The 20,140-nt window shown below is 67.3% G+C and carries 19 protein-coding genes; 5 read left to right on the top strand and 14 right to left on the bottom strand.

Going from position 1 to position 20,140, the window contains the following annotated elements; genetic code table 11:
• Nucleotides 1–4 precede the first annotated feature (4 nt).
• Nucleotides 5–478: a Cys-tRNA(Pro) deacylase gene (ybaK, locus tag BIZ42_RS12455; RefSeq protein WP_070426633.1), complete on the top strand. Its 474-nt coding sequence runs from the start codon at nucleotides 5–7 to the stop codon at nucleotides 476–478.
• A complete protein-coding gene (locus BIZ42_RS12450) occupies nucleotides 478–993 on the top strand; it encodes a hypothetical protein (protein WP_070426632.1) in 516 nt (171 codons plus the stop codon). Before ybaK ends, BIZ42_RS12450 begins: the two co-directional genes overlap by 1 nt.
• A 171-nt stretch (nucleotides 994–1,164) precedes the next feature.
• Here the strand turns inward: BIZ42_RS12450 and BIZ42_RS12445 are convergent, their stop codons facing one another.
• The 5 genes from BIZ42_RS12445 to BIZ42_RS12425 all read right to left on the bottom strand — a co-directional run bounded on the left by BIZ42_RS12445 (nucleotide 1,165) and on the right by BIZ42_RS12425 (nucleotide 5,536).
• Nucleotides 1,165–1,722 carry a DUF3228 family protein gene (locus BIZ42_RS12445; protein ID WP_070426631.1) on the bottom strand — a complete coding sequence of 186 codons (558 nt, stop codon included), beginning with the start codon at nucleotides 1,720–1,722 and terminating at the stop codon, nucleotides 1,165–1,167.
• A gap of 54 nt (nucleotides 1,723–1,776) precedes the next feature.
• The gene (locus tag BIZ42_RS12440) at nucleotides 1,777–2,517 is read right to left on the bottom strand and encodes a LytTR family DNA-binding domain-containing protein (protein ID WP_070426630.1); all 741 of its coding nucleotides are present in this window, start codon (nucleotides 2,515–2,517) and stop codon (nucleotides 1,777–1,779) included.
• Entirely contained in the window at nucleotides 2,514–3,584 is a 1,071-nt protein-coding gene (locus BIZ42_RS12435) for a histidine kinase (RefSeq protein ID WP_237393506.1), read from the bottom strand. Before BIZ42_RS12435 ends, BIZ42_RS12440 begins: the two co-directional genes overlap by 4 nt.
• 20 nt (nucleotides 3,585–3,604) lie before the next feature.
• The gene (locus tag BIZ42_RS12430) at nucleotides 3,605–4,525 is read right to left on the bottom strand and encodes an alpha/beta hydrolase (protein ID WP_070426629.1); all 921 of its coding nucleotides are present in this window, start codon (nucleotides 4,523–4,525) and stop codon (nucleotides 3,605–3,607) included.
• Nucleotides 4,526–4,645: 120 nt separating this feature from the next.
• Nucleotides 4,646–5,536 carry a TIGR01777 family oxidoreductase gene (locus BIZ42_RS12425; RefSeq protein ID WP_070426628.1) on the bottom strand — a complete coding sequence of 297 codons (891 nt, stop codon included), beginning with the start codon at nucleotides 5,534–5,536 and terminating at the stop codon, nucleotides 4,646–4,648.
• Between the two features lie 124 nt (nucleotides 5,537–5,660).
• Here BIZ42_RS12425 and metF point away from each other — a divergent pair, with 124 nt between their 5' ends.
• Nucleotides 5,661–6,488, top strand: a complete 828-nt coding sequence (gene metF / locus BIZ42_RS12420; RefSeq protein WP_019182475.1) for a methylenetetrahydrofolate reductase [NAD(P)H] — start codon at nucleotides 5,661–5,663, stop codon at nucleotides 6,486–6,488.
• A gap of 50 nt (nucleotides 6,489–6,538) precedes the next feature.
• A complete protein-coding gene (locus tag BIZ42_RS12415; protein ID WP_070426627.1) occupies nucleotides 6,539–7,105 on the top strand; it encodes a hypothetical protein in 567 nt (188 codons plus the stop codon).
• Here the strand turns inward: BIZ42_RS12415 and BIZ42_RS12410 are convergent.
• From BIZ42_RS12410 to BIZ42_RS12400, 3 genes are all read right to left on the bottom strand, one after another.
• Nucleotides 7,095–8,054 (bottom strand): Nudix family hydrolase, encoded by a 960-nt coding sequence (locus BIZ42_RS12410; protein WP_070426626.1) that lies wholly within the window; start codon nucleotides 8,052–8,054, stop codon nucleotides 7,095–7,097. The two genes, BIZ42_RS12415 and BIZ42_RS12410, sit on opposite strands and share 11 nt — an antisense overlap.
• Nucleotides 8,055–8,474: 420 nt before the next feature.
• Nucleotides 8,475–11,207 carry a preprotein translocase subunit SecA gene (gene secA, locus BIZ42_RS12405; protein WP_019182478.1) on the bottom strand — a complete coding sequence of 911 codons (2,733 nt, stop codon included), beginning with the start codon at nucleotides 11,205–11,207 and terminating at the stop codon, nucleotides 8,475–8,477.
• 168 nt (nucleotides 11,208–11,375) lie between these two features.
• Nucleotides 11,376–12,326, bottom strand: a complete 951-nt coding sequence (locus BIZ42_RS12400) for a M23 family metallopeptidase (protein ID WP_019182479.1) — start codon at nucleotides 12,324–12,326, stop codon at nucleotides 11,376–11,378.
• Nucleotides 12,327–12,338: 12 nt separating this feature from the next.
• On the opposite strand from BIZ42_RS12400, the gene BIZ42_RS19320 reads away from it, so the two are divergent.
• A complete protein-coding gene (locus BIZ42_RS19320; RefSeq protein WP_083279853.1) occupies nucleotides 12,339–12,779 on the top strand; it encodes a DUF721 domain-containing protein in 441 nt (146 codons plus the stop codon).
• 295 nt (nucleotides 12,780–13,074) lie between these two features.
• Here the strand turns inward: BIZ42_RS19320 and lpxC are convergent, their stop codons facing one another.
• The 6 genes from lpxC to murC all read right to left on the bottom strand — a co-directional run bounded on the left by lpxC (nucleotide 13,075) and on the right by murC (nucleotide 20,122).
• Nucleotides 13,075–13,986, bottom strand: coding sequence for a UDP-3-O-acyl-N-acetylglucosamine deacetylase (gene lpxC / locus BIZ42_RS12395; RefSeq protein WP_070426625.1), 912 nt, complete (start codon nucleotides 13,984–13,986; stop codon nucleotides 13,075–13,077).
• Between the two features lie 216 nt (nucleotides 13,987–14,202).
• Complete coding sequence (gene ftsZ, locus BIZ42_RS12390; RefSeq protein ID WP_019182482.1) at nucleotides 14,203–15,435, bottom strand: cell division protein FtsZ; 1,233 nt, start codon at nucleotides 15,433–15,435, stop codon at nucleotides 14,203–14,205.
• A gap of 280 nt (nucleotides 15,436–15,715) precedes the next feature.
• The gene (ftsA, locus tag BIZ42_RS12385) at nucleotides 15,716–16,951 is read right to left on the bottom strand and encodes a cell division protein FtsA (RefSeq protein ID WP_017355446.1); all 1,236 of its coding nucleotides are present in this window, start codon (nucleotides 16,949–16,951) and stop codon (nucleotides 15,716–15,718) included.
• Complete coding sequence (locus tag BIZ42_RS12380; RefSeq protein WP_070426624.1) at nucleotides 16,948–17,709, bottom strand: cell division protein FtsQ/DivIB; 762 nt, start codon at nucleotides 17,707–17,709, stop codon at nucleotides 16,948–16,950. Before BIZ42_RS12380 ends, ftsA begins: the two co-directional genes overlap by 4 nt.
• Complete coding sequence (locus tag BIZ42_RS12375; protein ID WP_019182484.1) at nucleotides 17,706–18,689, bottom strand: D-alanine--D-alanine ligase; 984 nt, start codon at nucleotides 18,687–18,689, stop codon at nucleotides 17,706–17,708. Before BIZ42_RS12375 ends, BIZ42_RS12380 begins: the two co-directional genes overlap by 4 nt.
• Entirely contained in the window at nucleotides 18,686–20,122 is a 1,437-nt protein-coding gene (gene murC / locus BIZ42_RS12370) for a UDP-N-acetylmuramate--L-alanine ligase (RefSeq protein ID WP_019182485.1), read from the bottom strand. Before murC ends, BIZ42_RS12375 begins: the two co-directional genes overlap by 4 nt.
• Nucleotides 20,123–20,140 lie beyond the last annotated feature (18 nt).

Here is a 20,140-nt window from a genome sequence, read left to right as displayed (position 1 = left end):
CGCCATGACCCCCGCCATCAACCTGCTGAAGACCTCCGGCATCGCGCACAGCGTGCTGTCCTATCACCATGACGCCGCCGCCGACTCCTACGGTGGCGAGGCCGTGCAGCAGCTCGGGCTGGATCCGGCCCAGGTGTTCAAGACCTTGCTGGCAACCACCGAGACACATGAGCTGCTGGTGGCGATCGTGCCGGTGAGCGGCACCCTGGACCTCAAGGCACTCGCCGCCGCGGCCGGCTGCCGGAAATGCGGAATGGCCAACGCCGAAGCGGCGCAGCGCGCGACCGGTTACCTGGTCGGCGGGATCAGCCCACTGGCGCAGAAGAAAAAGCACCGCACCTTTCTTGATGCCAGCGCGCAGGCCTTGCCGACTGTGCATGTCAGTGCGGGTAGGCGTGGGCTGGAGGTGGCGCTGGCACCGGCCGATCTGCTGCGGCTCACCGGCGGATGCTATGCCGCCATCGGCAAGGCACGCTGATGCGCTGGCCTCTCAACCGGGACTCAATCGCCCCCACCGAGGGCCCTGGCGCGCAGCACCTGCAGGCGCTGCTGTCATCCGAGCCTGACCGCATCTACAGCGCAGCCTGCGCCATCGCCCAGCTCCGTGATCCGGCCGAACTGGACGCGCTTTCGCCGTGGGTCGAACGGATCGAGCGCGCCACCGCGGACATCGCGCTGGGTGGCGCCCTGTTCGCCAACAACCATCACCTGCAGTTCGCCCTGCGCCGGCTGCGCTTCTGGCGGGACCGGGCCGGCTGCCTGTGTGCGCTTTACCCGCACTACCCGTTCTTCGATCCGCGTCGGGAAGCCACGCGCGGGCATGTGGTCATCGATGCCGTGGGGGAAGCCGAGGACGGCTGGGGCGAGGCGCATGCCGTCACCTGCGTGGACTGCGCAACGCACTGGCTGGCCACCGACCGCGAGTATCACTACCCGTGGTGGGAGTGGAAACCAACGCGTCCCACCGTGGAGGGAACCCCAACGCATGCGTGATTGCATCGCCGCTGCACATCGTACTGGCGCGATGCTTCGGCGCATGGGCATCCAGCCGGACGCTTCATGGACCTGTAGAGCCACGCCATGCGTGGCTGCGTTCGCCCCGGTCCGCGTGCAGCCACCCATGGGGTGGCTCTACAGGGGAGGCGTGCAGCGAGCCTGGGCGCCTCAGGGCCGCCAGTTGGCGTTGCGGTCCCAGAACGTCACCGCGCGCTGATACGCCTCGCGATCCAGCGGCACACCCGAGCCGCCTTCTTCCACGCCCAGCGCATTGCGCATCATGGTGATCGGGGCCATCGGCACTTCCTCCGGCTCGGCGGTGTAGATGCAGCCCACGATGCCCCACTCCGCATCGATGGGTGAGCCCTCTTTGGCCAGCTGCTCGGCGCTGTACAGGATCACCACCAGGTAGTTCGCGCGCGGGGATTCCACGCCTTCGAACCAGCGCACCAGCACCGGCAGCTCCTCGCGGTTGCGCGCTTCATAACCACTGCGCAGCTGGTGACGGTTGGCCTCGGTGATCGGCACGGTCAGGCAGCGCGTGGAGGTCCAGTTTTCGTACACATGCAGCTTGCAGAACGGCGCGTAGCCATCGAGCACCTTGAACGGCGCGTGCGTGTTGAGGTGCTGTTCGAACTGCTCGGCGCTGCAGTCCTGGATGGTGTTGCCGCGCGGCACGCGGGGGAACAGGCGGGAACGGGCGAATGCAGTGAGGACGATGGACATGGGCACAGTCAGGCGGTGGAGATCCCATACAGGGTAGCGTGTGCGGCGCGTGCCCTACAGCGCCAACCGCTCACGCAGCTCGCGCGCCTGGCGCCGCGAGACCTCGACCTGGCTGCCGTCGTCGAGGGTCAGGTCGTAGCCATCGCCGAGCGACGGTTCGATCGCCCGCACGCGGCGCAGGTTGACCAGGGTGTTGCGGTTGGCGCGGAAGAACATCGCCGGCGACAGTCGTGCTTCCAGGGTACTGAGGCTGCGTGCCAGCACCGCGTTCTGGTCACGGAACCAGAGCCGGGCATGGTTGCCGTCGACCACGATCTTGCGGATCTCGCCCAGTGCCACGAACCAGCAGCGCTCGCCATCGCGCAGGAACACCTGATCGTCGGCGCCCAGCGAATCGCGGCCGCTGTTCGTCGCAACGGGGGCGGCTGGCACCGGGAGGCGCGCCCGGCCGCGTTCCAGCGCCGCCCGAAGGCGGTCGGCCTCCACCGGCTTGACCAGATAATCGAGCGCATTGGTGTCGAAGGCGCGCACGGCGTACTGGTCGTAGGCGGTGACGAACACCACCATCGGCACGGTCTCCAGTCCATCCAGCACATCGAACCCCTCACCCGAGGGCATCTGTACATCCAGCAGCACCAGGTCGGGCTGCTCACGCAGGATCGCATCGCGCGCGGCGGGTACATCGTCCGCCTCACCGACACAGTCCACCCACGGGATCGCCGCCAGCAGCGTGCGCAGTTCACTGCGCGCCAGCCGCGCATCGTCCACGATCAGCACGCGCAGGGAGGGGCTCATTGCCGCACCTGCAATCGGGCCATCATGCGCTCACCCTGACGCTCCAGCAGGAACGTGCCGCGGCCGGATGCGGAACGCGACTCGTCCAGGCCGAGCTGGGTGCGCAGATACGTCAACCCGATACCGTGGCCTGCGCTACTGGCGTCGTGCGGGGCGGGATTGTCCACCTCCACCCGCAGCCAGCCGCCATCGAGCTGCACGCGGATCGTCAGCTCGCCACCGCCCGGGTGGACCGCGATGCCGTGTTTGATCGCGTTCTCCACCAGCAGCTGCAGGGCCATCGGCGGCAGCCGTGCGGACAGCGCGGCGGGGTCGATATCGGTGCGCACCCGCAGGCGGTCTTCGTAGTGGATCGCCTCCACCGCCAGGTAGTCCTGCACCACGCGCCACTCCTCGGCCACGGTGACCCAATCGCCATCGGTATGCACCAGGGCGTGGCGCAGCGTGCTGGACAGATGGGTGACCATGTCGCGTGCGCGCGCCGGGTCTTCATTGATCAGTGCACGCAGGTTGTTGAGCGCGTTGAACACGAAGTGGGGATTGAGCCGCGCACGCAGTGCCTGATGCTCCAGTGTCGCCCGCTGTGCTTCGGCGCGTAGCTGTGCCATCTCACTGTGCCGGGCCCGCTGCAGCGCGCGGCGGCCGGTCCACAGTGCGCACCACACGCTCAGGACGATGGCGGTATTGAACCAGTAGCCGAAGACGGCGGCCGGGCGATAGTTCGCACGTTGCCCCGGCAGCTGCACCCAGTCCCAGGCCAAAGCGGGTAGTAGCACAGCGGCGGTGAGCACCTGGGTAGCCGCTGCCACGATCATCACCGCGAGCAGCAGCCGCCACGTCAACCCAAGCAGATCGCGCTGCAACCAGTCATGGCCAAGCGCCCAGCGGCGAATGAACGCGCTGCCCACCCACAAGCAAAGCGACACCATCAGCGAGATCAGGACGATGCCGGACCAGTGGCCTCCATAGGAAAACCCGAGCACCAGGCTCACCCCAAGGTAGACCAGCCAGACCGCGCTGTTGCGCCACCAGAAGCCGGAACTGCGTGCTGCCTGCGTCGTGCTCATCATCTCCATGCCGCTATCGATCAGGGCGCCGCAGGCAGATCGAGGAAGTCCCGGATCTGCGTCTGCAGCCAGCGCGGATCATCCCACATCAGGAAGTGGTAGCCGGCGCGGCTCATCTCGATCCGCACCCCGGGCAGCGCGGCGTACTGCGTCGCGAACACCTGGCGCGTGCTGGCTTCGGTCGCACCGAACGGCTGGTAGGCCGCCCAGGCACCGAGCACCATCACCGGGGCGGTGATGCCGGCGATCGGCTGGCGCAGGTCGGTCATGGTCATCGAATACATCGCGTTGGCGGTGGTGGCGCGGTCACTGTCGCGTCCCCATTGCTTCAACGTGGCAACACGTTCGGGTGCATGCGCCATCCCGGCCACCGCGGCATCGGTCTGCGCCGCGTACCGGGTGGCGTCGGCGGCGAGCATGCCGGCCCGCATCTGCTCGGCCATCGGCTTGAGCGTAGCCGGTGTCGCGGCCGGGTTCTGCACCGCGCCGAAGTAGGGCAAGGCATCGACGATCACCAGTGGGCCGATCTTCTGCGGCGCCGCGATCGCCATCTGCAGGGCCAGGACGCCGCCGAGGCTGTGGCCGATCACCGCCGGATGATCGAGCTTGCGGTCGGCGCTGTAGGCCAGCAGGCGGTCCCGCATGGCGCTGAGGAAATCATCGCTGGCCACGGCGGGCGCACCGGCGAAGCCGGGCAGTTGGATCAGGTGGCATTGCACCTGCGGCTGCAGCGCGGCGCAGGTCTCGCGCCAGACCTGCGCGCCGCTGTTGAGGCCGGGGATCATCAGCACCGGCCGGCCGGTGCCGATCACCTCGACCTGCAGATCCTGAAACGCTTCGGTCGCTGCGTGGGCGGGGCTGACCAAGGTGGCCCAGGCGGTGAGCGCGAGTGCGGCCAATGGCGCAAGGGAGTGGATGCGGCGGTTGCGGCGGGTCGACATGGCAGGCTCCGGCTGGGGTGAGCCTGCAGACTGCCGCATGCAGGCACGGCCGGGGCGATGACATGAGCAGCGGCCGCAGCGGGCCATGAGCGGTCGCCAGGCGGGGATGGAAATGCCGCCTCAGTGCTCCGGCGCGCCCACGATGGCCTGCAGGGCGCCCGGCAGCGAGGGGTACTGGAACGTGAAGCCTTCGGCCAGCGCGTGTACCGGCTGCACGTTCTGCCCGGTCAACAGCAGCCCGGCCATCTCGCCGAACGCCACCTTGAGCGCGAAGGCCGGGGTGGTCAGCCGCGCAGGACGATGCAGCGCCTCGCCCAGCGTGGTGGCGAACACGCGGTTGGTGACGGTACCCGGCGCGGTCCCGTTGTAAGCACCGCGCGCCTGCCCGTTGCCCAGCAGCCACAGGATCATGCCGACCAGGTCCTCGCGGTGGATCCAGCTCATCCACTGCCGGCCGTCGCCCATCGGGCCGCCCACGCCCATCCGGAACGGCGGCAGCATCTTCAGCAGGGCCCCGCCGTCCCGGTCGAGCACGATGCCGGTTCGCAGCACGCAGGTACGCACGCCGAGGTCTTCCGCCTTCAGGGCCTCCGCTTCCCATTGCCGGCACAGCATCGCCGCGAAGTCATGCCCGGGCGAGGCGGTTTCATCCAGGGGTGTGCTGTCACGCGGGCCGTACCAGCCGATCGCAGAACCGGACACCAGCACCCGAGGCCGTTCGGGCAGCGCAGCGATCCAGGCGAGCAGCGCCTGGGTGGTGCCGATCCGGGAGTCGCGCAGCGCCTGCTTGCGCGCATCGCTCCAACGGCCGTCCATCAGCGGCTCGCCGGCCAGGTTGACCACCGCCTGGACCGGGCCGACCTCGTCCAGCGTGGCAACGCTGCGGATCCCCGGCTGCGGGTTCCGCCCGGGCCGGCGGGTCAACACGATGGGGGCATGGCCCTCGGCCAGCAGGCGCGCGCACAGGCGGCTGCCGATGAAGCCGGTGCCACCGGTCACGAGAATCTGCATGGCGATTGCTCCGGAAGATCAGCGCTCACTGTACCCGGCGCGGCGTGCACGGCGCATCGACGCACTTCACATTCATCGCGATGAAGAGATATGATTGAACCACACCCGCCGACGCGCCCCGCCCATGACCGCCATCAGCTTCGAGTTCTACCCGCCCAAGACCGACGACCAGCGTGCCCAGCTGGACCGGACCGCGGCCAAGCTGAAGGCGTTCGCGCCGGAGTACGTCTCGTGTACGTTCGGTGCCGGCGGCTCCACCCTCAGCTATACCTCCGAAACCGTGCGCCACCTCAAGCAGCACCATGGTTTCGAAGCCGCCCCGCACCTGTCCTGCGTCGGTGGCAGCCGCGAGGAGATCCGCGAGCTGCTCAAGCTTTACCGCGCGATCGGCTGTCGGCGGATCGTCGCCCTGCGCGGTGACCTGCCCTCCGGCATGGGCCATCCGGGCGATCTGCGCTATGCCTCCGAACTGATCAGTTTCATCCGTGCCGAGCATGGCGATGCGTTCCGCATTGAAGTGGGCGCGTATCCGGAGACCCATCCGCAGGCCAGCGACGCCCTGCTCGACCTGAAGCACTTCAAGACCAAGATCGACGCGGGCGCCGATGCGGCGATCACCCAGTACTTCTTCAACGCCGACGCCTACTTCCACTTCGTCGATGCCGTGCGCGCGCTGGGCGTGACCGTGCCGATCGTGCCGGGCATCATGCCGATCTCCAATTTCAGCCAGCTGCGCCGCTTCTCCGAGCAGTGCGGTGCGGAAATCCCGCGCTGGATCGGCAAACGCATGCAGGCCTATGGCGACGATGCCGAATCGGTCCGCGCGTTCGGTGCCGAGGTGGTGGCCAGCCTGTGCGAACGCCTGGTCGCCGGCGGCGCCCCGGGCCTGCACTTCTACACGCTCAACCTGGCCAAGCCGACCACCCAGGTGCTGAAACTGCTGCGCAGCTGAGGCGGTTGCGCATCGCTTGCAGATAACGCCGGCGCCGCTACGCTGCTGCGATGAAACCGCTCGTGTGGCTCCTGCTGTGTGCGCTGTGCCTGCCCTCGCCGCCCGTCCTGGCGCAGGCGCCGCAGCGCGTGAACCGCTGTACCAACGCGCAGGGCGAAACCGTCTTCACCGACCGCCGCTGCGACGCAGTGGGTGCTACGTCGCGCTTGCCCCCGCGCACCGCGAGCGTGGGCAATACCGGCATCTATCGCGCCGGCTGCGCGCGCCGACTCAGCGAGCTGACCGGCCAGATCCGCGACGCGGTCAGCGCGCAGGACGTGAACCGGTTGTCCTCGATCTACCTGTGGAGCAACGTCTCCAACGCCACCGCGGACCACATCATCGGGCGGCTGGAATCGGTGGTGCAGCGCCCCCTGGTCGACATCGCCCCGGTCTACCCCGAAAGCGCGCCGGTGGTGGTGGACCCGGCGCTTGCCGCTGCAGGTCCTGAATCGGCGCCTTCGCGCCCCCGCCCCATCGGCCTGCGCATCGAACAGACACTGGGCAGCACCGCCACCCCGGCCCGGACCGTGTTCGGCCTGCGGCGTCAGTACGGCTGCTTCTGGATCACGCTGTAGCCGGCCACAGCGAGCGGATCGCCGCGATGCCCTGCGCGCCGTGGCGGCGCGCCTGCTCGATATCGCCAGGGGTCATCCCGCCCAGCGCGTACAGCGGCAGCGAGACCTGCTCGCGCAGCGCTTCGAACGCGCCCCAGCCCAGCGGCGCTATGCCGGGATGGCTGTCCGTCGCCTGCACCGGTCCCAGCACCGCAAAATCACAGCCCAGCCGCTGCGCCGCCTGCAGCTGCGCCAGATCGTGGCAGGAGGCCGCCACCAGCTGACCGGCCGGCAGCGGCCGCTCGCCCAGCGCCAGCAGCTGCTCACTGCCCAGATGCACCCCGACGCCCAGCCGCCCGGCCAGGTCGATATCCCGGTTCACCAGCCACTGCGTGCGCGGCCCATGCTGCTGGATCACGCGCTCGGCCAGCGCCACCCGCGCCGGACTGGATGGCGTGCGCAGCTGCACCCGGCGCACGCCACTCTCCAGCGCCTGCGCCAGGCGCCCCAGCCATGCCTGGTGGACACTGTCCTCCTCGCCCTCCAGCTCCGGGGTGATCAGATACCGATCCGGCTGGCGCAACGCCGCCACCACCGGCAGGTCCGCCGGCGGCATCGAGTACCGGTGCAGTTTGTCCGCGGCCACCCAGGTGATCGCCTGCCCTTCCCGCCCACGCGGCGAGCCCTTCCAGCCCTTGATCCGGCGCACCTCCAGGCGGAGCCGCTTGTCCGGGTAGATCTGCGGCACGTCCATGATCCACTCACCGACCTCCGCCTCGATCCCCAGCTCCTCGCGCAGCTCCCGCACCAGGGCCTGCTCGGAGGTCTCGCCGGGCTCCCGCTTGCCGCCCGGGAACTCCCACAGGCCGGCCATGTCGCGGTTCTCGGTACGACGGTTGAGCAGGATGCGGCCGCGGGCATCGGTGATGACGCCGGCCACGACATGGATCGAACGAAGGGGAGATGACATACCCGGAGGATGCCCAAAGCGGCCCCGGTGACGCAATGCCCCTGCGGGTCGTTGTGGAGGCGCAGGGTGGATCGTCGTGGTGTCTCCGCTCAGGGGTGCGGCGAGCGTAAGGGCCCCGCAGCGACCAATAGGCCCCTCGGCAAATGTCCCCCGGCCGCCGCCTGGTGGCGGCAGCCTCCTCCTTGATTTTGCCCAGGGGCCTATCGGCCGCTACGGCGCTCGCGCGCGGCAGGAGTGCGGAAGAGCGGACCTAGCTGTTGGGCGCCAATAGTCTCGATACGCGGGGCGCGACCCAGCCACCGCCGCCCTGGAGCAGGTCAGACCGCGCTGCATGCCTGCCACGCGGATGTGAGTAGAACCAAAAAAAAGCCCCGCACAAGGCGGGGCTTCTTCAGCACTTCCGATCAGCGGATCAGCCAATCAGCTCAGCTGACCATGGCAGTGCTTGTACTTCTTGCCGCTGCCGCACGGGCACGGATCGTTGCGGCCGACCTTCGGCTCATCGCGGGTGACCTGCGGCACGCCGTTCTGGGCGGCCTCCACCTGCGCGGCCTCTTCGTCGGCACCGTAGCCGCCGGCATCCTGGTGCTGGAACTGCGACTGCAGCAGGCGTGCTTCGGCCTGCTGACGCTCGGCCTGCTCCAGTGCCGCCACTTCCTCTTCGCTGCGGATGCGCACGCGCGCCAGCAACGTCACCACTTCGCGCTTCACGTTCTCCAGCATTTCCGAGAACAGCTCGAAGGCTTCCTTCTTGTACTCCTGCTTCGGCTGCTTCTGCGCGTAACCGCGCAGGTAGATGCCCTGGCGCAGGTAATCCATGCGCGCCAGGTGCTCCTTCCAGCTCTGGTCCAGCACGGTCAGCATCACGTGCTTTTCCAGCGCGCGCATGGTCTCGTCGCCCACGCCGGCTTCCTTCGCGGCGAAGTGCTCGTCCACCTTGGCCTGCACCTTCTCGGCGATGCCTTCGGCGTCCAGTTCCTCGTGAGCCTTGACCAGCTCGGTCAGCGACATGTCGATGCCGAAGTCCGAGGCCAGCGTCGCTTCCAGACCCTGCAGGTCCCACTGCTCATCGATCGAGTTCGGCGGCACGAAGCGCGCCACCACATCGAAGATCACGTCGCCGCGGATGCCATCGACGTTCTCCTTCACCGACTCCGCATCCAGCAGTTCGTCGCGCTGGCTGTAGATCACCTTGCGCTGATCGTTGTTGACGTCGTCGAAGTCCAGCAGGTTCTTGCGGATGTCGAAGTTGTGCGCTTCGACCTTGCGCTGCGCCTTCTCGATCTGGCGGCTGACCAGACGATCCTCGATGACGTCGTCTTCCTTCATGCCCATCATGCGCATCGCCTTCTGGACCCAGTCCGAGGCAAAGATGCGCATCAGGTTGTCTTCCAGCGACAGGTAGAAACGGGACGAACCCGGATCGCCCTGGCGGCCCGAACGGCCACGCAGCTGGTTGTCGATACGGCGCGATTCGTGGCGCTCGGTACCGACGATGTGCAGGCCACCGGCCGCCTTGACCGCGTCGTGGCGCTTCTGCCACTCGGCCTTGACCTGGGCGCGCTGCTCGTCGGTGGCGTCTTCGCCCAGCTCATGCAGCTGCGCTTCCAGCGAACCACCGAGCACGATATCGGTACCACGGCCGGCCATGTTGGTGGCGATGGTCACCGCGCCCGGCATGCCGGCGTTGGCGATGATGGTCGCTTCGCGGTCGTGCTGCTTGGCGTTGAGCACTTCGTGGTGCACACCGGCCTTGGTCAGGTGCTCGGACAGCATCTCCGAGGTTTCGATCGAGGTGGTACCCACCAGCACCGGCTGGCCGCGCTCGTTGCAGGCCTGGATATCGGCCAGCACGGCATTGAACTTGCCGTTGCGGTTGAGGAACACCTGGTCCGAACCGTCCTTGCGGATGGTCGGGCGGTTGGTCGGGATCACCACCACTTCCAGGTTGTAGATGCTCTGGAATTCGTAGGCTTCCGTATCGGCCGTACCGGTCATGCCGGACAGCTTCTTGTACATGCGGAACAGGTTCTGGAAGGTGATGCTCGCCAGGGTCTGGTTCTCACGCTGGACCGGCACGCCTTCCTTCGCTTCCACCGCCTGGTGCAGGCCATCGGACCAGCGGCGGCCGGCCAGGGTACGGCCGGTGAATTCATCGACGATCACCACTTCGCCATCGCGCACGATGTAATCCACGTCGCGCTGGTAGATGGCATGCGCGCGCAGGGCGGCATTGAGGTGATGCACCACGGTCAGGTTCTGCGCGGCGTACAGGCCTTCGGTCTCGGCATTGAGGATGCCGGCTTCGACCAGCAGCGCCTCGGCATGCTCCATGCCCGCTTCGGACAGATGGACCTGCTTGCCCTTCTCGTCCACCCAGAAATCGCCCTCGCCTTCCTCGGCATCCTGCTTGATCAGGTGCGGGACGACGCGGTTGACGCGGATGTACAGCTCCGGGGAGTCATCGGCCGGGCCGGAGATGATCAGCGGGGTACGGGCTTCGTCGATCAGGATGGAGTCGACTTCATCGACGATGGCGTAGTGCAGGCCGCGCTGGTAGCGGTCCGCACGGGACAGCGCCATGTTGTCGCGCAGGTAATCGAAGCCGAATTCGTTGTTGGTGCCGTAGGTGATGTCGCTGGCGTACGCCTCGCGCTTGTCGCCGTGCGGCATGCCCGGGTAGACCACGCCCACGCTCAGGCCCAGCCAGTTGTAGAGCTTGCCCATCTGCGCCGAGTCACGGCGGGCCAGGTAGTCGTTCACGGTGACCACGTGGACGCCCTTGCCTTCCAGCGCATTGAGGTAGACCGGCAGCGTGGCGACCAGGGTCTTGCCTTCACCGGTGCGCATTTCGGCGATCTTGCCCAGGTGCAGGACCATGCCGCCGATCAGCTGGACGTCGTAATGGCGCATGCCGAGCACGCGGCGGCTGGCTTCACGGCAGACCGCGAACGCTTCGGGCAGCACCTTGTCCAGGGCTTCACCGTCAGCGATGCGCTGCTTGAACTCCGGGGTCTTGGCCTTGAGCTGCTCGTCGGAGAGCTTTTCGATTTCCGGCTCCAACGCATTGACCTTGGCGACGATGCGGTTGAGCTGGCGCAGCTGTCGTTCATTACGACTGCCGAAGACGCGGGTAAGCAGGCTGTTGATCATTGAAGGAACCGGTTGGAATGAGACGCCCCAACGGCGGCGCTCTCCCCGGGGGATGCGCACGCCGCAAACGAAACAGGGCGCACCGCGCCCTGTCTATGGCAACACCCATTGTAGCTTGGGACGGGGGTCCGGCGTTTCAAGCACCCCCGTTCAAGTTCGTTACCGTGATCAGCCCCGCGAAACGCGGCCGACCGGGGTGTTGCCGCCATCACCGAGGAACTTGCGCGGATTGACCACCTGGCCGCGTTCCCAGACCTCGAAGTGCACGTGGGCACCGGTGGAACGGCCCGTGGAACCGGCCTTGGCCACTTCCTGGCCGGCCCGGACCAGATCGCCCGGCTTCACCACCAGGCGCGAATTGTGCGCATAGCGGGTCACATAGCCGTTGCCATGGTCCACATCGACCACGTTGCCGTAACCGCCCTTCACACCGGCGAAGCTGACCACGCCATCGGCCACCGACATCACCGGGTCACCGACCTTGGCGTGGAAATCCATGCCCTTGTGGGTGGCCGCACCGCGACCGAACGGATCGCTGCGGGTACCGAAGTTGGAGGTGATGTAGGTGTTGCGGATCGGCATGCGCGAGGGCACGGCATTCTGTTCGAGCTGGTGGTCGAACATCAGCGATTCCATCACCGACAGCTGGCGGCCTGAAGCAGCAAAGCGCTGCTCCAGCACCTGTAAGTCGGCGTTGACCGCGCTGACCGGGATGTCCTGGGTCGGGCCGGGCTCGCCTTCACCGAGGCCGGGGGTCTCGTTGAAGTCGAATTCGCCGTCTTCCAGTTTGCCCATCTGGGTGAGTCGTTCGCCCAGGGCGTTGAGACGGGTGGCCTGCGCCTGCAGCTCGCCCATCCGCGCTGCCAGCGCGTTGACCTGGGTCTGGGCGTCCTTCTGGGCCTGCGCCAGTTCGCGTTCCTGCTGTGCGACCTTGGCGTGGAGCCGGGAATCGTTGAACATGCTGCCACCGATACCGGCACCGAAGCCGATCAGGCAGCCCACCCCCAGCACACTGCCCAGCAGGGCACGGGGGGAATCTTCGAAGTAGAAACGCAAACGCGCCAGCGGCGTCTTGGCCTGTCCTTCACGCGTTTTGATTACGATCTTTTTGAATGCCATCAGTGAGTTTTCATGTCTGAGCCGAAATCCAGTGCCCGTTCCCCATCCACGCCGAAGCCGGCGCTGGATGCGGTCATGGCGGACAAAGCCGGTAACCCGCTGCGTCGTGCCTTGTGGCTCGACGCGCTGGACCGTCAATTGCGCCCCCATTTGCCGCCTGCACTGGCCACCCGTTGCCGGCTGGCGAATGTAAACGGCGAGCACCTCGTTTTTCTCGTCGAATCTCCCGTGTGGCACGCCAAGGTCCGGCTTGCCGAAGCACAGTTGATCGACGCGGCCCGGTCCATCGGGCTGAAGGTCACCAAGGTGACCGTCAAAACAGCGTCCGCCCCTCCCCCACGCTCCCCAGCGATCGACAACAGGAATGGCCCCCACGCTGTTTCAGCCGCCACGCACAAAGGGCTACGCGACGCGTTGGCTTGTCTGCGCGACGTGGGTTCTTCCAAGTCGTGAAGCCATCGGGGCATCCCGCCCCTTCCCGGCCGCGTCACGATCACGTGAACTTTGGCTGGGAGCCGGTCTGCACTGTAGCGGCGTCGGTGCCGCCAGTCGTTAGTGTTTTATTAAATTAACGTTAAATTCGGCACAAACCTTGATGAGGTTCACAAATCTGTGCGCTGTGCACCCCTACGGTTCATTGACGTCAAGATCACGCGGCGTTGAGCCCGTCCTGACCCCCTGAAACAGAAACGGCGCCTTGGGCGCCGTTCTATTTTCTATAAAATCAATGGGTTGGCCAGAACGTGGCTCAGGCGTAGGCCGGCAGACCATAGACGACGGGGGCCTCGGCCGCAGGCGACTCGTAGCTGACCCACTCCCACGCGCTGGCATCGGCCAGCAGGGCGCGTACCAGCTTGTTGTTGAGCGCATGGCCGGACTTGAAGCCCTCGTAAGCGCCGAGCACCTGGCCACCGGCCAGGTACAGATCGCCGATCGCGTCGAGGATCTTGTGGCGCACGAACTCGTCGGCGTAGCGCAGGCCGTCGTCGTTGAGCACGCGGAACTCGTCGAGCACGATGGCGTTGTCCATCGAACCGCCCAGGCCCAGGTTGCGCTCGCGCATGTATTCCAGATCCCGCATGAAGCCGAAGGTCCGGGCGCGGGAGATTTCCTTGGTGTAGGCCAGGGTCGAGAACTCGATTTCCGCGCGCGACTGCTTGGCCGGGATCATCGGGTGGTTGAACTGGATGGTGAAGCCGAGCTTGTAGCCTTCGTACGGCTCGAAGCGGGCGACCTTGTCGCCATCGGTGACTTCCACCGTCTTGAGAATGCGGATGAAGCGTTTCGGCGCGTCCTGTTCGGCGATGCCCGCCGACTGCAGCAGGAACACGAACGGGCCGGAGGAACCGTCCATGATCGGCAGCTCGGCCGAGGACAGCTCCACGATGATGTTGTCCACACCCAGGCCGGCCAGGGCCGACATCAGGTGTTCGACGGTCTGGATCTTGGCCTCGTGGTAGGTCAGGCCGGTGCACAGCGTGACTTCGGTGACCAGGTCCGCACGCGCGGGCACTTCCACCACCGGGTCCATATCGACGCGGCGGAACACGATGCCATGGTTGACCGGGGCCGGGCGCAGGGTCATGTAGACCTTGTCACCGCTGTGAAGGCCGACGCCGGTGGCGCGGATCGTGTTCTTGAGGGTGCGTTGCGGGATCATCGGGGGGCAGGACCAGAAAGCGCGCGGTCAGCGCGGCTGTGACAAACAAGAATAACACGCACTACCGCTGTCCCTTCCGTGAACCGTGGTGCGTCGACAGCACTGCCCGGACGTGCGCGATGCACGACGGCGGTCAGACTGCCGGGCCGATCCTGGCCCGGCAGCATGGGACATGGAGGTGCTTACCGGGGAGGACAAGGCCCCGGCCAGCGTTACTCAGTCCGCCTGGCGGCGCAGGAACGCCGGGATGTCCAGGTAATCGTTGGGCAGCTCAGCGGCGGCCGGACCCGAAGCGCTCGGAGCCGACGGTGCCACGGTGTCGGCGCTGGGACGACGCAGGCCCATGCCCATGCCCATCCCGCCGACGGCCTTGGAGACCGCATCGCCGCCGTTGTCGAATTCGCCGAACTCCGGCTGGCCGGTGGTGGCGTTGCGGACCAGCTTGATCGGTGCGCGCTCGCCCGGACGCTGGGTCTTGGCGGTGACGGCACGGTTCAGGCCGGTGGCGACCACGGTCACGCGGACTTCGTCCTGCATGTCCGGGTCCAGCACGGTACCCACGACCACGGTGGCATCTTCGGAGGCGAAGCCATCGATGGTGCGGCCGATCTCGTCGAACTCGGCCATCGTGAAGTCGGCGCCGGCGGTGATGTTGACCAGGATGCCGTTGGCACCGGCCAGGTTCACATCGTCCAGCAGCGGGTTCTGGATGGCGGCTTCGGCCGCGGCCTGGGCGCGGTCATCGCCACGCGCGGTGCCGGTGCCCATCATCGCCAGGCCCATTTCGGACATGACGGTGCGCACGTCGGCGAAGTCGACGTTGATCAGGCCCGGACGCACGATCAGATCGGCGATGCCCTGCACGGCGCCCTGCAGCACGTCGTTGGCGGCACGGAAGGCCTGGATCATGGTGGCGTTGCGGCCCAGCACGGTGATCAGCTTTTCGTTCGGGATCGTGATCAGCGAATCGCAATGCTGGCTCAGCTCTTCGATGCCCTTCAGCGCGACCTGCATGCGGCGACGGCCTTCGAACGGGAACGGCTTGGTGACCACGGCGACGGTCAGGATGCCCATCTCCTTGGCCAGCTGCGCCACGACCGGGGCTGCACCGGTGCCGGTGCCGCCGCCCATGCCGGCGGTGATGAACACCATGTCCGCACCCTGCAGCGCGTCCATGATGCGCTCACGGTCTTCCAGCGCGGCCTGGCGGCCGACTTCCGGGTTCGCGCCTGCGCCCAGGCCCTTGGTGACGTTGGTACCCAGCTGCAGCTGCAGCTTGGCACCGCAATTCTTGATGGCCTGCGAATCGGTGTTGGCGGTGATGAATTCCACGCCGTCCACACTGGTGCTGACCATGTGCGCCACGGCGTTACCGCCGCCGCCGCCCACGCCGATCACCTTGATCACCGCATTGGGTGCCATCTTTTCAATCAGTTCGAAATGCGCCATGTCCGTGTCCTCGTGTTGCCGTTTACGCGGGACGGGGGCTTCGGAGAATCCTTCTCCTGTCCTCCCCACCGTCGTGCCGGCGAGTTGTAGTTGGTATGCCGGGCTGGATAGAGCCAACCGCGACGGTGTTGCCTGCTTCAATGGTCGGCCAGGTGGCCGGGTAATGCGCTTGCTGTGTACGTCGTGATGCGGGGTGTTGCGGCGTTGCGTGGACGGTGTGTGGATTTTTCGGGAACTGCTTATCGCTTATTGCATGTGTACTGCGTGTTGCGGGCCGCGATCAGAACTCGCCGCGGAACCAGGTTTTGAGCTTCTTGAACATGCTGCCGGCGCGGCCGGTCGGCAGCGACGGGCGACGCGGGTGTTCGATCTGGCTGCCCATCAGCAGCAGGCCCACGCCGGTGGCATGCACCGGGTTGCCCACCACTTCGCCCAGGCCGGTGACGTGCTGCGGGATGCCCACGCGTACCGGCATCTGCAGCATTTCCTCGGCCAGTTCGACCACGCCTTCCATCTTCGAAGCGCCGCCGGTGAGCACCATGCCGGCGCGCACCAGTTCCTCGAAACCGGAGCGGCGCAGTTCGGCCTGCACCATCTCGAAGATTTCTTCGTAGCGGCCCTGCACCGCCTGGGCGAGTGCATGGCGCGGCATCCGGCGCGGCGGACGATCGCCGACGCTGGGCACCTGGATGCTTTCCTCGGCGGTGGCCAGCTGGGCCAGGGCGCAGGCGTAGCGCACCTTGATCTGCTCGGCTTCCGGGGTCGGCGTGCGCAGCATGTGCGCGATGTCGTTGGTGACGTGGTCGCCGGCGATCGGCAGCGAGGCGGTGTGGCAGATCGCGCCCTGCACGAACACGGCCAGGTCGGTGGTACCGGCGCCCATGTCGACCAGCACCACGCCCAGCTCGCGCTCGTCGGCGGTCAGCACGGCCACGCTGGAGGCCAGCGAGGACAGCACCAGGTCATCGACCTGCAGGCCGCAGCGCTGCACGCACTTGGAGATGTTGGCGGCGGCCGACTGTGCGCACACCACCAGGTGGGCGTGCACTTCCAGGCGCACGCCGGTCATGCCGACCGGATTGCGGATGCCTTCCTGCGAATCATCCAGCACGTACTCACGCGGGATCGCATGCAGGATCTTCTGATCGGCCGGGATCGCCACCGCCTTGGCTGCGTCGAGCACGCGGTCCAGGTCGCCCCAGGTCACTTCGCCGTCGCGGATCGGCACGATGCCGGGCGAGTTCTTGCACTGCACGTGGTTGCCGGAGATCGAGGCGTACACCGAGCGGATCTCGCAGCCGGCCATCAGCTCGGCCTCTTCGACCGCACGCTGGATGGACTGCACGGTCGATTCGATATCCACCACCACGCCGCGCTTGAGACCGCGCGATTCGTGCGAGCCGATGCCGATGACCTCGATCGGATTGCCCGGCGAATACTCGCCGACCAGCGCCACCACCTTGGAGGTGCCGATGTCCAGACCGACGATCAGTGATTTGTCACCCTTGCGATTCATGTCCTGTCCTGCGTCCTGTGCGCCACATTGGCCGGCGCGGCCGGTGCGGCCGGCGTCGCCGGAGCCGGGGTACCCCAGCTCAGTGTGAAACCATTGGTATATCGGAGGTCGGCGCGCTCGATCGGCGCCGCCTGGTTGGCCAGCTGCGGCAGCACGCGCACGAAGCGCTGCAGGCGCGAGCGGGCATCGTCGCGGCCCACGACCACTTCGGTGCCGTTGCTCAGCACCAGCGACCAGCTGCCGCGTGCGTTCATGGTGACCCGCTTGACGTCCACCCCGGCCGGCGCGAACAGCGCGCGCGCATCGTTGTAGAGCGCCACCACTTCTTCGGTCTGGCTGTCCGGACCATCCAGGTCGGGCAGTTCCAGGTCCTGCAGTTTCTTGGGCGTGGCGAACAGCTTGCCCTGCTCGGAGAGCAGGCGGTCATGGCCCCAGCGCGCGAACGGCTTGTGCTCGACCAGGGTGATTTCCAGCACGTCGGGCCACTGCTTGCGGACCTGCGCGCTTTCCACCCACGGCAGCGTTTCGATGGCGTCCTGTGCATCCTGCAGCTTGACCGCGAAGAAGCCGGACTTCGCATACGGCAGCACCACCTGCTGCAGCTGCTCGGCCGGCACCCGCTTGAACTCACCGTGCACACGCAGCTTGGCCAACGGCCACCGCTCGGCACCGACCCAGCCGTTGAGCACCGCCACCACGGGCAGTGCCACGACCGACAGGGCCAGCAACCAGACGAAGATGCGCAGCACCGCGTTCATGCGTGGCGGTTCTCCTGCGCTGCGTGACCCGGCAGGGTCTGTTCCAGTACGCGCCAGACCAGCTCTTCAAAGCCGATCCCGGCCTGGCTGGCCGACTTGGGCACCAGCGAATGGCTGGTCATGCCCGGCGCGGTGTTCACTTCCAGCAGGTAGAAGCGGCCCGTGCTGCGGTCACGCATCACGTCCACCCGGCCCCAGCCGCGGCAACCGGCAGCGCGGAACGCGGCCAGTGCAAGGCGGCGGATCTCGATCTCGTCCTCGCCTTCCAGCCCCGGGCACAGGTACTGGGTGTCCTCGGCGATGTACTTGGCGTTGTAGTCGTACCACTGGCCCTTGGGCACGATGCGGATCGACGGCAGCGCCTGGTCGCCCAGGATCGCCACGGTCAACTCGTCGCCGACCACCATCTGCTCCATCAGCAGCTGGCCGTCATAGCGCACTGCCAGTGCAACCGCCTCATCCAGGCCGGCCTCTTCCACCACGCGGCTGATGCCGACGCTGGAGCCTTCGTTGGCCGGCTTGACCACCACCGGCAGGCCGAGCTCGGCTGCGGCGGCGTGGACATCGGAGGCCTGGTCCAGCGCGATGAAGCGCGGGGTCGGCAGGCCGTGCGAGATCCACACCTGCTTGGTGCGGATCTTGTCCATGCTCAGCGCCGAGCCGAGCACGTCCGAGCCGGTGTACGGCACGCCGAAGGCCTCCATCAGGCCCTGCACGATGCCGTCCTCACCACCGCCGTTGTGGCCGTGGAGGATGTTGAAGACGCGGTCGAAACGCTTCTCGACCAGCGCCAGCGCCAGGGCCGGGATGCCATCGACGGCGATCGCATCGACGCCGCGCGCGCGCAGCGCTTCGATCACGTTGCGGCCCGAATCCAGCGAGACGTTGCGCTCGCTGGAGGTGCCACCGAGCAGCACGGCAACGCGGCCGAACATGGCCGGATCGGTGAGGCGCAGTGGCGGGAAGGTCAGCGCGTTCATGCCGCCGGGGCCTCCTGGAAGCCTTCGCCGGCGATCTGCTGGGCGATGTAGCCGATGTCGCCTGCGCCCATCATCAGCAGCAGGTCACCGTCCTGCAGGACGTCGGGCAGCACGTGCGCCAGTTCGGCGGCGTTGCCGACCACGACCGGCTCGCTGCGGCCACGCGCGCGGATGGCGCGCGCCAGCGAACGCGAATCGGCCCCCGGAATCGGCGCCTCGCCGGCCGGATAGACCTCGCTCAGCACCAGTGCGTCCACTTCGGAGAGGACCGCCGCGAAGGCGTCGAACTGATCGCGGGTGCGGCTGTAACGGTGTGGCTGGAACGCCACGACCAGCCGCTGGCTCGGCCAGCCGCCGCGGGCGGCGGCGAACACGGCGGCCAGTTCGCGCGGATGGTGGCCGTAATCATCGATCACACGCACCTTGGCACCGGTGTGCGTGGTGACGATGCCCAGATCGTTGAAGCGGCGGCCGATGCCCGCAAAGCTTTCCAGCGCGCGCGCGATCGCCTCCGGCGCCACGCCCAGCTGCCAGCCCACGGCCGCGGCGGCCAGGGCGTTGAGTACGTTGTGTGCGCCCGGCAGGGCCAGCGTCACCGGGTGGCTGCTGCCTTCGGGCAGGCGCAGGGTGAAGCGCATGCGCGGGCCGTCCTGGACCACATCCTCGGCGCGCACGTCGGCGTTGCTGCTCATGCCATAGCTCATGACATGGCGCGGCGTCTGCGCGGCCAGCGCAGCCACTTCCGGATCATCGATGCACAGCACCGCCAGGCCGTAGAACGGCAGGCGCTGCAGGAACTCGGCGAACGCAGCCTGGACCCGGGCGAAATCGTTGCCGTAGTTTTCCAGGTGGTCCGAATCGATGTTGGTGATCACCGAGACCAGCGGGTTCAGGCGCAGGAAGCTGCCATCGCTTTCATCGGCTTCGGCCACCAGCCACTGGCCACTGCCGAGCTTGGCGTTGGCACCGGCAGCGAGCAGCTGGCCGCCGATCACGAAGGTCGGGTCCAGCCCGCCTTCGCTCAGCACCGCGGCCGTCAGGCTGGTGGTGGTGGTCTTGCCGTGCGTGCCGGCCACCGCGATGCCGCGGCGGAAGCGCATCAGTTCGGCCAGCATCGCCGCGCGCGGCATGATCGGAATGCGCTGGCTGCGCGCTTCCATCAGCTCGGGGTTGTCATCGCGGATCGCGCTGGAGACCACCACGCAGTCGGTGCCGAGCACGTTGGCAGCCGAATGGCCACGCATCACGCGCGCACCCAGGCCGGCCAGGCGACGGGTCGCGGCGTTGTCGGCGTTGTCCGAACCGGACACTTCATAGCCCAGCGTCAGCATCACTTCGGCGATGCCGCTCATGCCGGTGCCGCCGATGCCGACGAAGTGCACGCGCGGGAACGCACGTACCAGGTCGTTGGTGTCGTGGAGGCGGCGGATCATGCGCGGCCTCGCGCCAGG

This window comes from Stenotrophomonas sp. LM091 (genome assembly GCF_001806305.1).
Taxonomy (GTDB): Bacteria; Pseudomonadota; Gammaproteobacteria; order Xanthomonadales; family Xanthomonadaceae; genus Stenotrophomonas; species Stenotrophomonas bentonitica_A.
The sequence above is the reverse complement of the archived record's forward strand: the minus strand, read 5'-3'. Positions and strand labels throughout refer to the sequence as shown.

What these genes read in the sequence shown, in the direction of transcription:
- BIZ42_RS12375 (WP_019182484.1), bottom strand. Translation starts at nt 18,689, where the DNA reads ATGAACGCGCTGACCTTCCCGCCACTGCGCCTCACCGATCCGGCCATG.
- ybaK (WP_070426633.1), top strand. Translation starts at nt 5, where the DNA reads ATGACCCCCGCCATCAACCTGCTGAAGACCTCCGGCATCGCGCACAGC.
- BIZ42_RS12450 (WP_070426632.1), top strand. Translation starts at nt 478, where the DNA reads ATGCGCTGGCCTCTCAACCGGGACTCAATCGCCCCCACCGAGGGCCCT.
- BIZ42_RS12440 (WP_070426630.1), bottom strand. Translation starts at nt 2,517, where the DNA reads ATGAGCCCCTCCCTGCGCGTGCTGATCGTGGACGATGCGCGGCTGGCG.
- murC (WP_019182485.1), bottom strand. Translation starts at nt 20,122, where the DNA reads ATGATCCGCCGCCTCCACGACACCAACGACCTGGTACGTGCGTTCCCG.
- ftsZ (WP_019182482.1), bottom strand. Translation starts at nt 15,435, where the DNA reads ATGGCGCATTTCGAACTGATTGAAAAGATGGCACCCAATGCGGTGATC.
- BIZ42_RS12400 (WP_019182479.1), bottom strand. Translation starts at nt 12,326, where the DNA reads ATGGCATTCAAAAAGATCGTAATCAAAACGCGTGAAGGACAGGCCAAG.
- secA (WP_019182478.1), bottom strand. Translation starts at nt 11,207, where the DNA reads ATGATCAACAGCCTGCTTACCCGCGTCTTCGGCAGTCGTAATGAACGA.
- BIZ42_RS12410 (WP_070426626.1), bottom strand. Translation starts at nt 8,054, where the DNA reads ATGTCATCTCCCCTTCGTTCGATCCATGTCGTGGCCGGCGTCATCACC.
- BIZ42_RS12435 (WP_237393506.1), bottom strand. Translation starts at nt 3,584, where the DNA reads ATGAGCACGACGCAGGCAGCACGCAGTTCCGGCTTCTGGTGGCGCAAC.
- BIZ42_RS12445 (WP_070426631.1), bottom strand. Translation starts at nt 1,722, where the DNA reads ATGTCCATCGTCCTCACTGCATTCGCCCGTTCCCGCCTGTTCCCCCGC.
- BIZ42_RS12430 (WP_070426629.1), bottom strand. Translation starts at nt 4,525, where the DNA reads ATGTCGACCCGCCGCAACCGCCGCATCCACTCCCTTGCGCCATTGGCC.
- BIZ42_RS12380 (WP_070426624.1), bottom strand. Translation starts at nt 17,709, where the DNA reads ATGAACGCGGTGCTGCGCATCTTCGTCTGGTTGCTGGCCCTGTCGGTC.
- lpxC (WP_070426625.1), bottom strand. Translation starts at nt 13,986, where the DNA reads ATGATCCCGCAACGCACCCTCAAGAACACGATCCGCGCCACCGGCGTC.
- BIZ42_RS12415 (WP_070426627.1), top strand. Translation starts at nt 6,539, where the DNA reads ATGAAACCGCTCGTGTGGCTCCTGCTGTGTGCGCTGTGCCTGCCCTCG.
- ftsA (WP_017355446.1), bottom strand. Translation starts at nt 16,951, where the DNA reads ATGAATCGCAAGGGTGACAAATCACTGATCGTCGGTCTGGACATCGGC.
- BIZ42_RS12425 (WP_070426628.1), bottom strand. Translation starts at nt 5,536, where the DNA reads ATGCAGATTCTCGTGACCGGTGGCACCGGCTTCATCGGCAGCCGCCTG.
- metF (WP_019182475.1), top strand. Translation starts at nt 5,661, where the DNA reads ATGACCGCCATCAGCTTCGAGTTCTACCCGCCCAAGACCGACGACCAG.
- BIZ42_RS19320 (WP_083279853.1), top strand. Translation starts at nt 12,339, where the DNA reads ATGTCTGAGCCGAAATCCAGTGCCCGTTCCCCATCCACGCCGAAGCCG.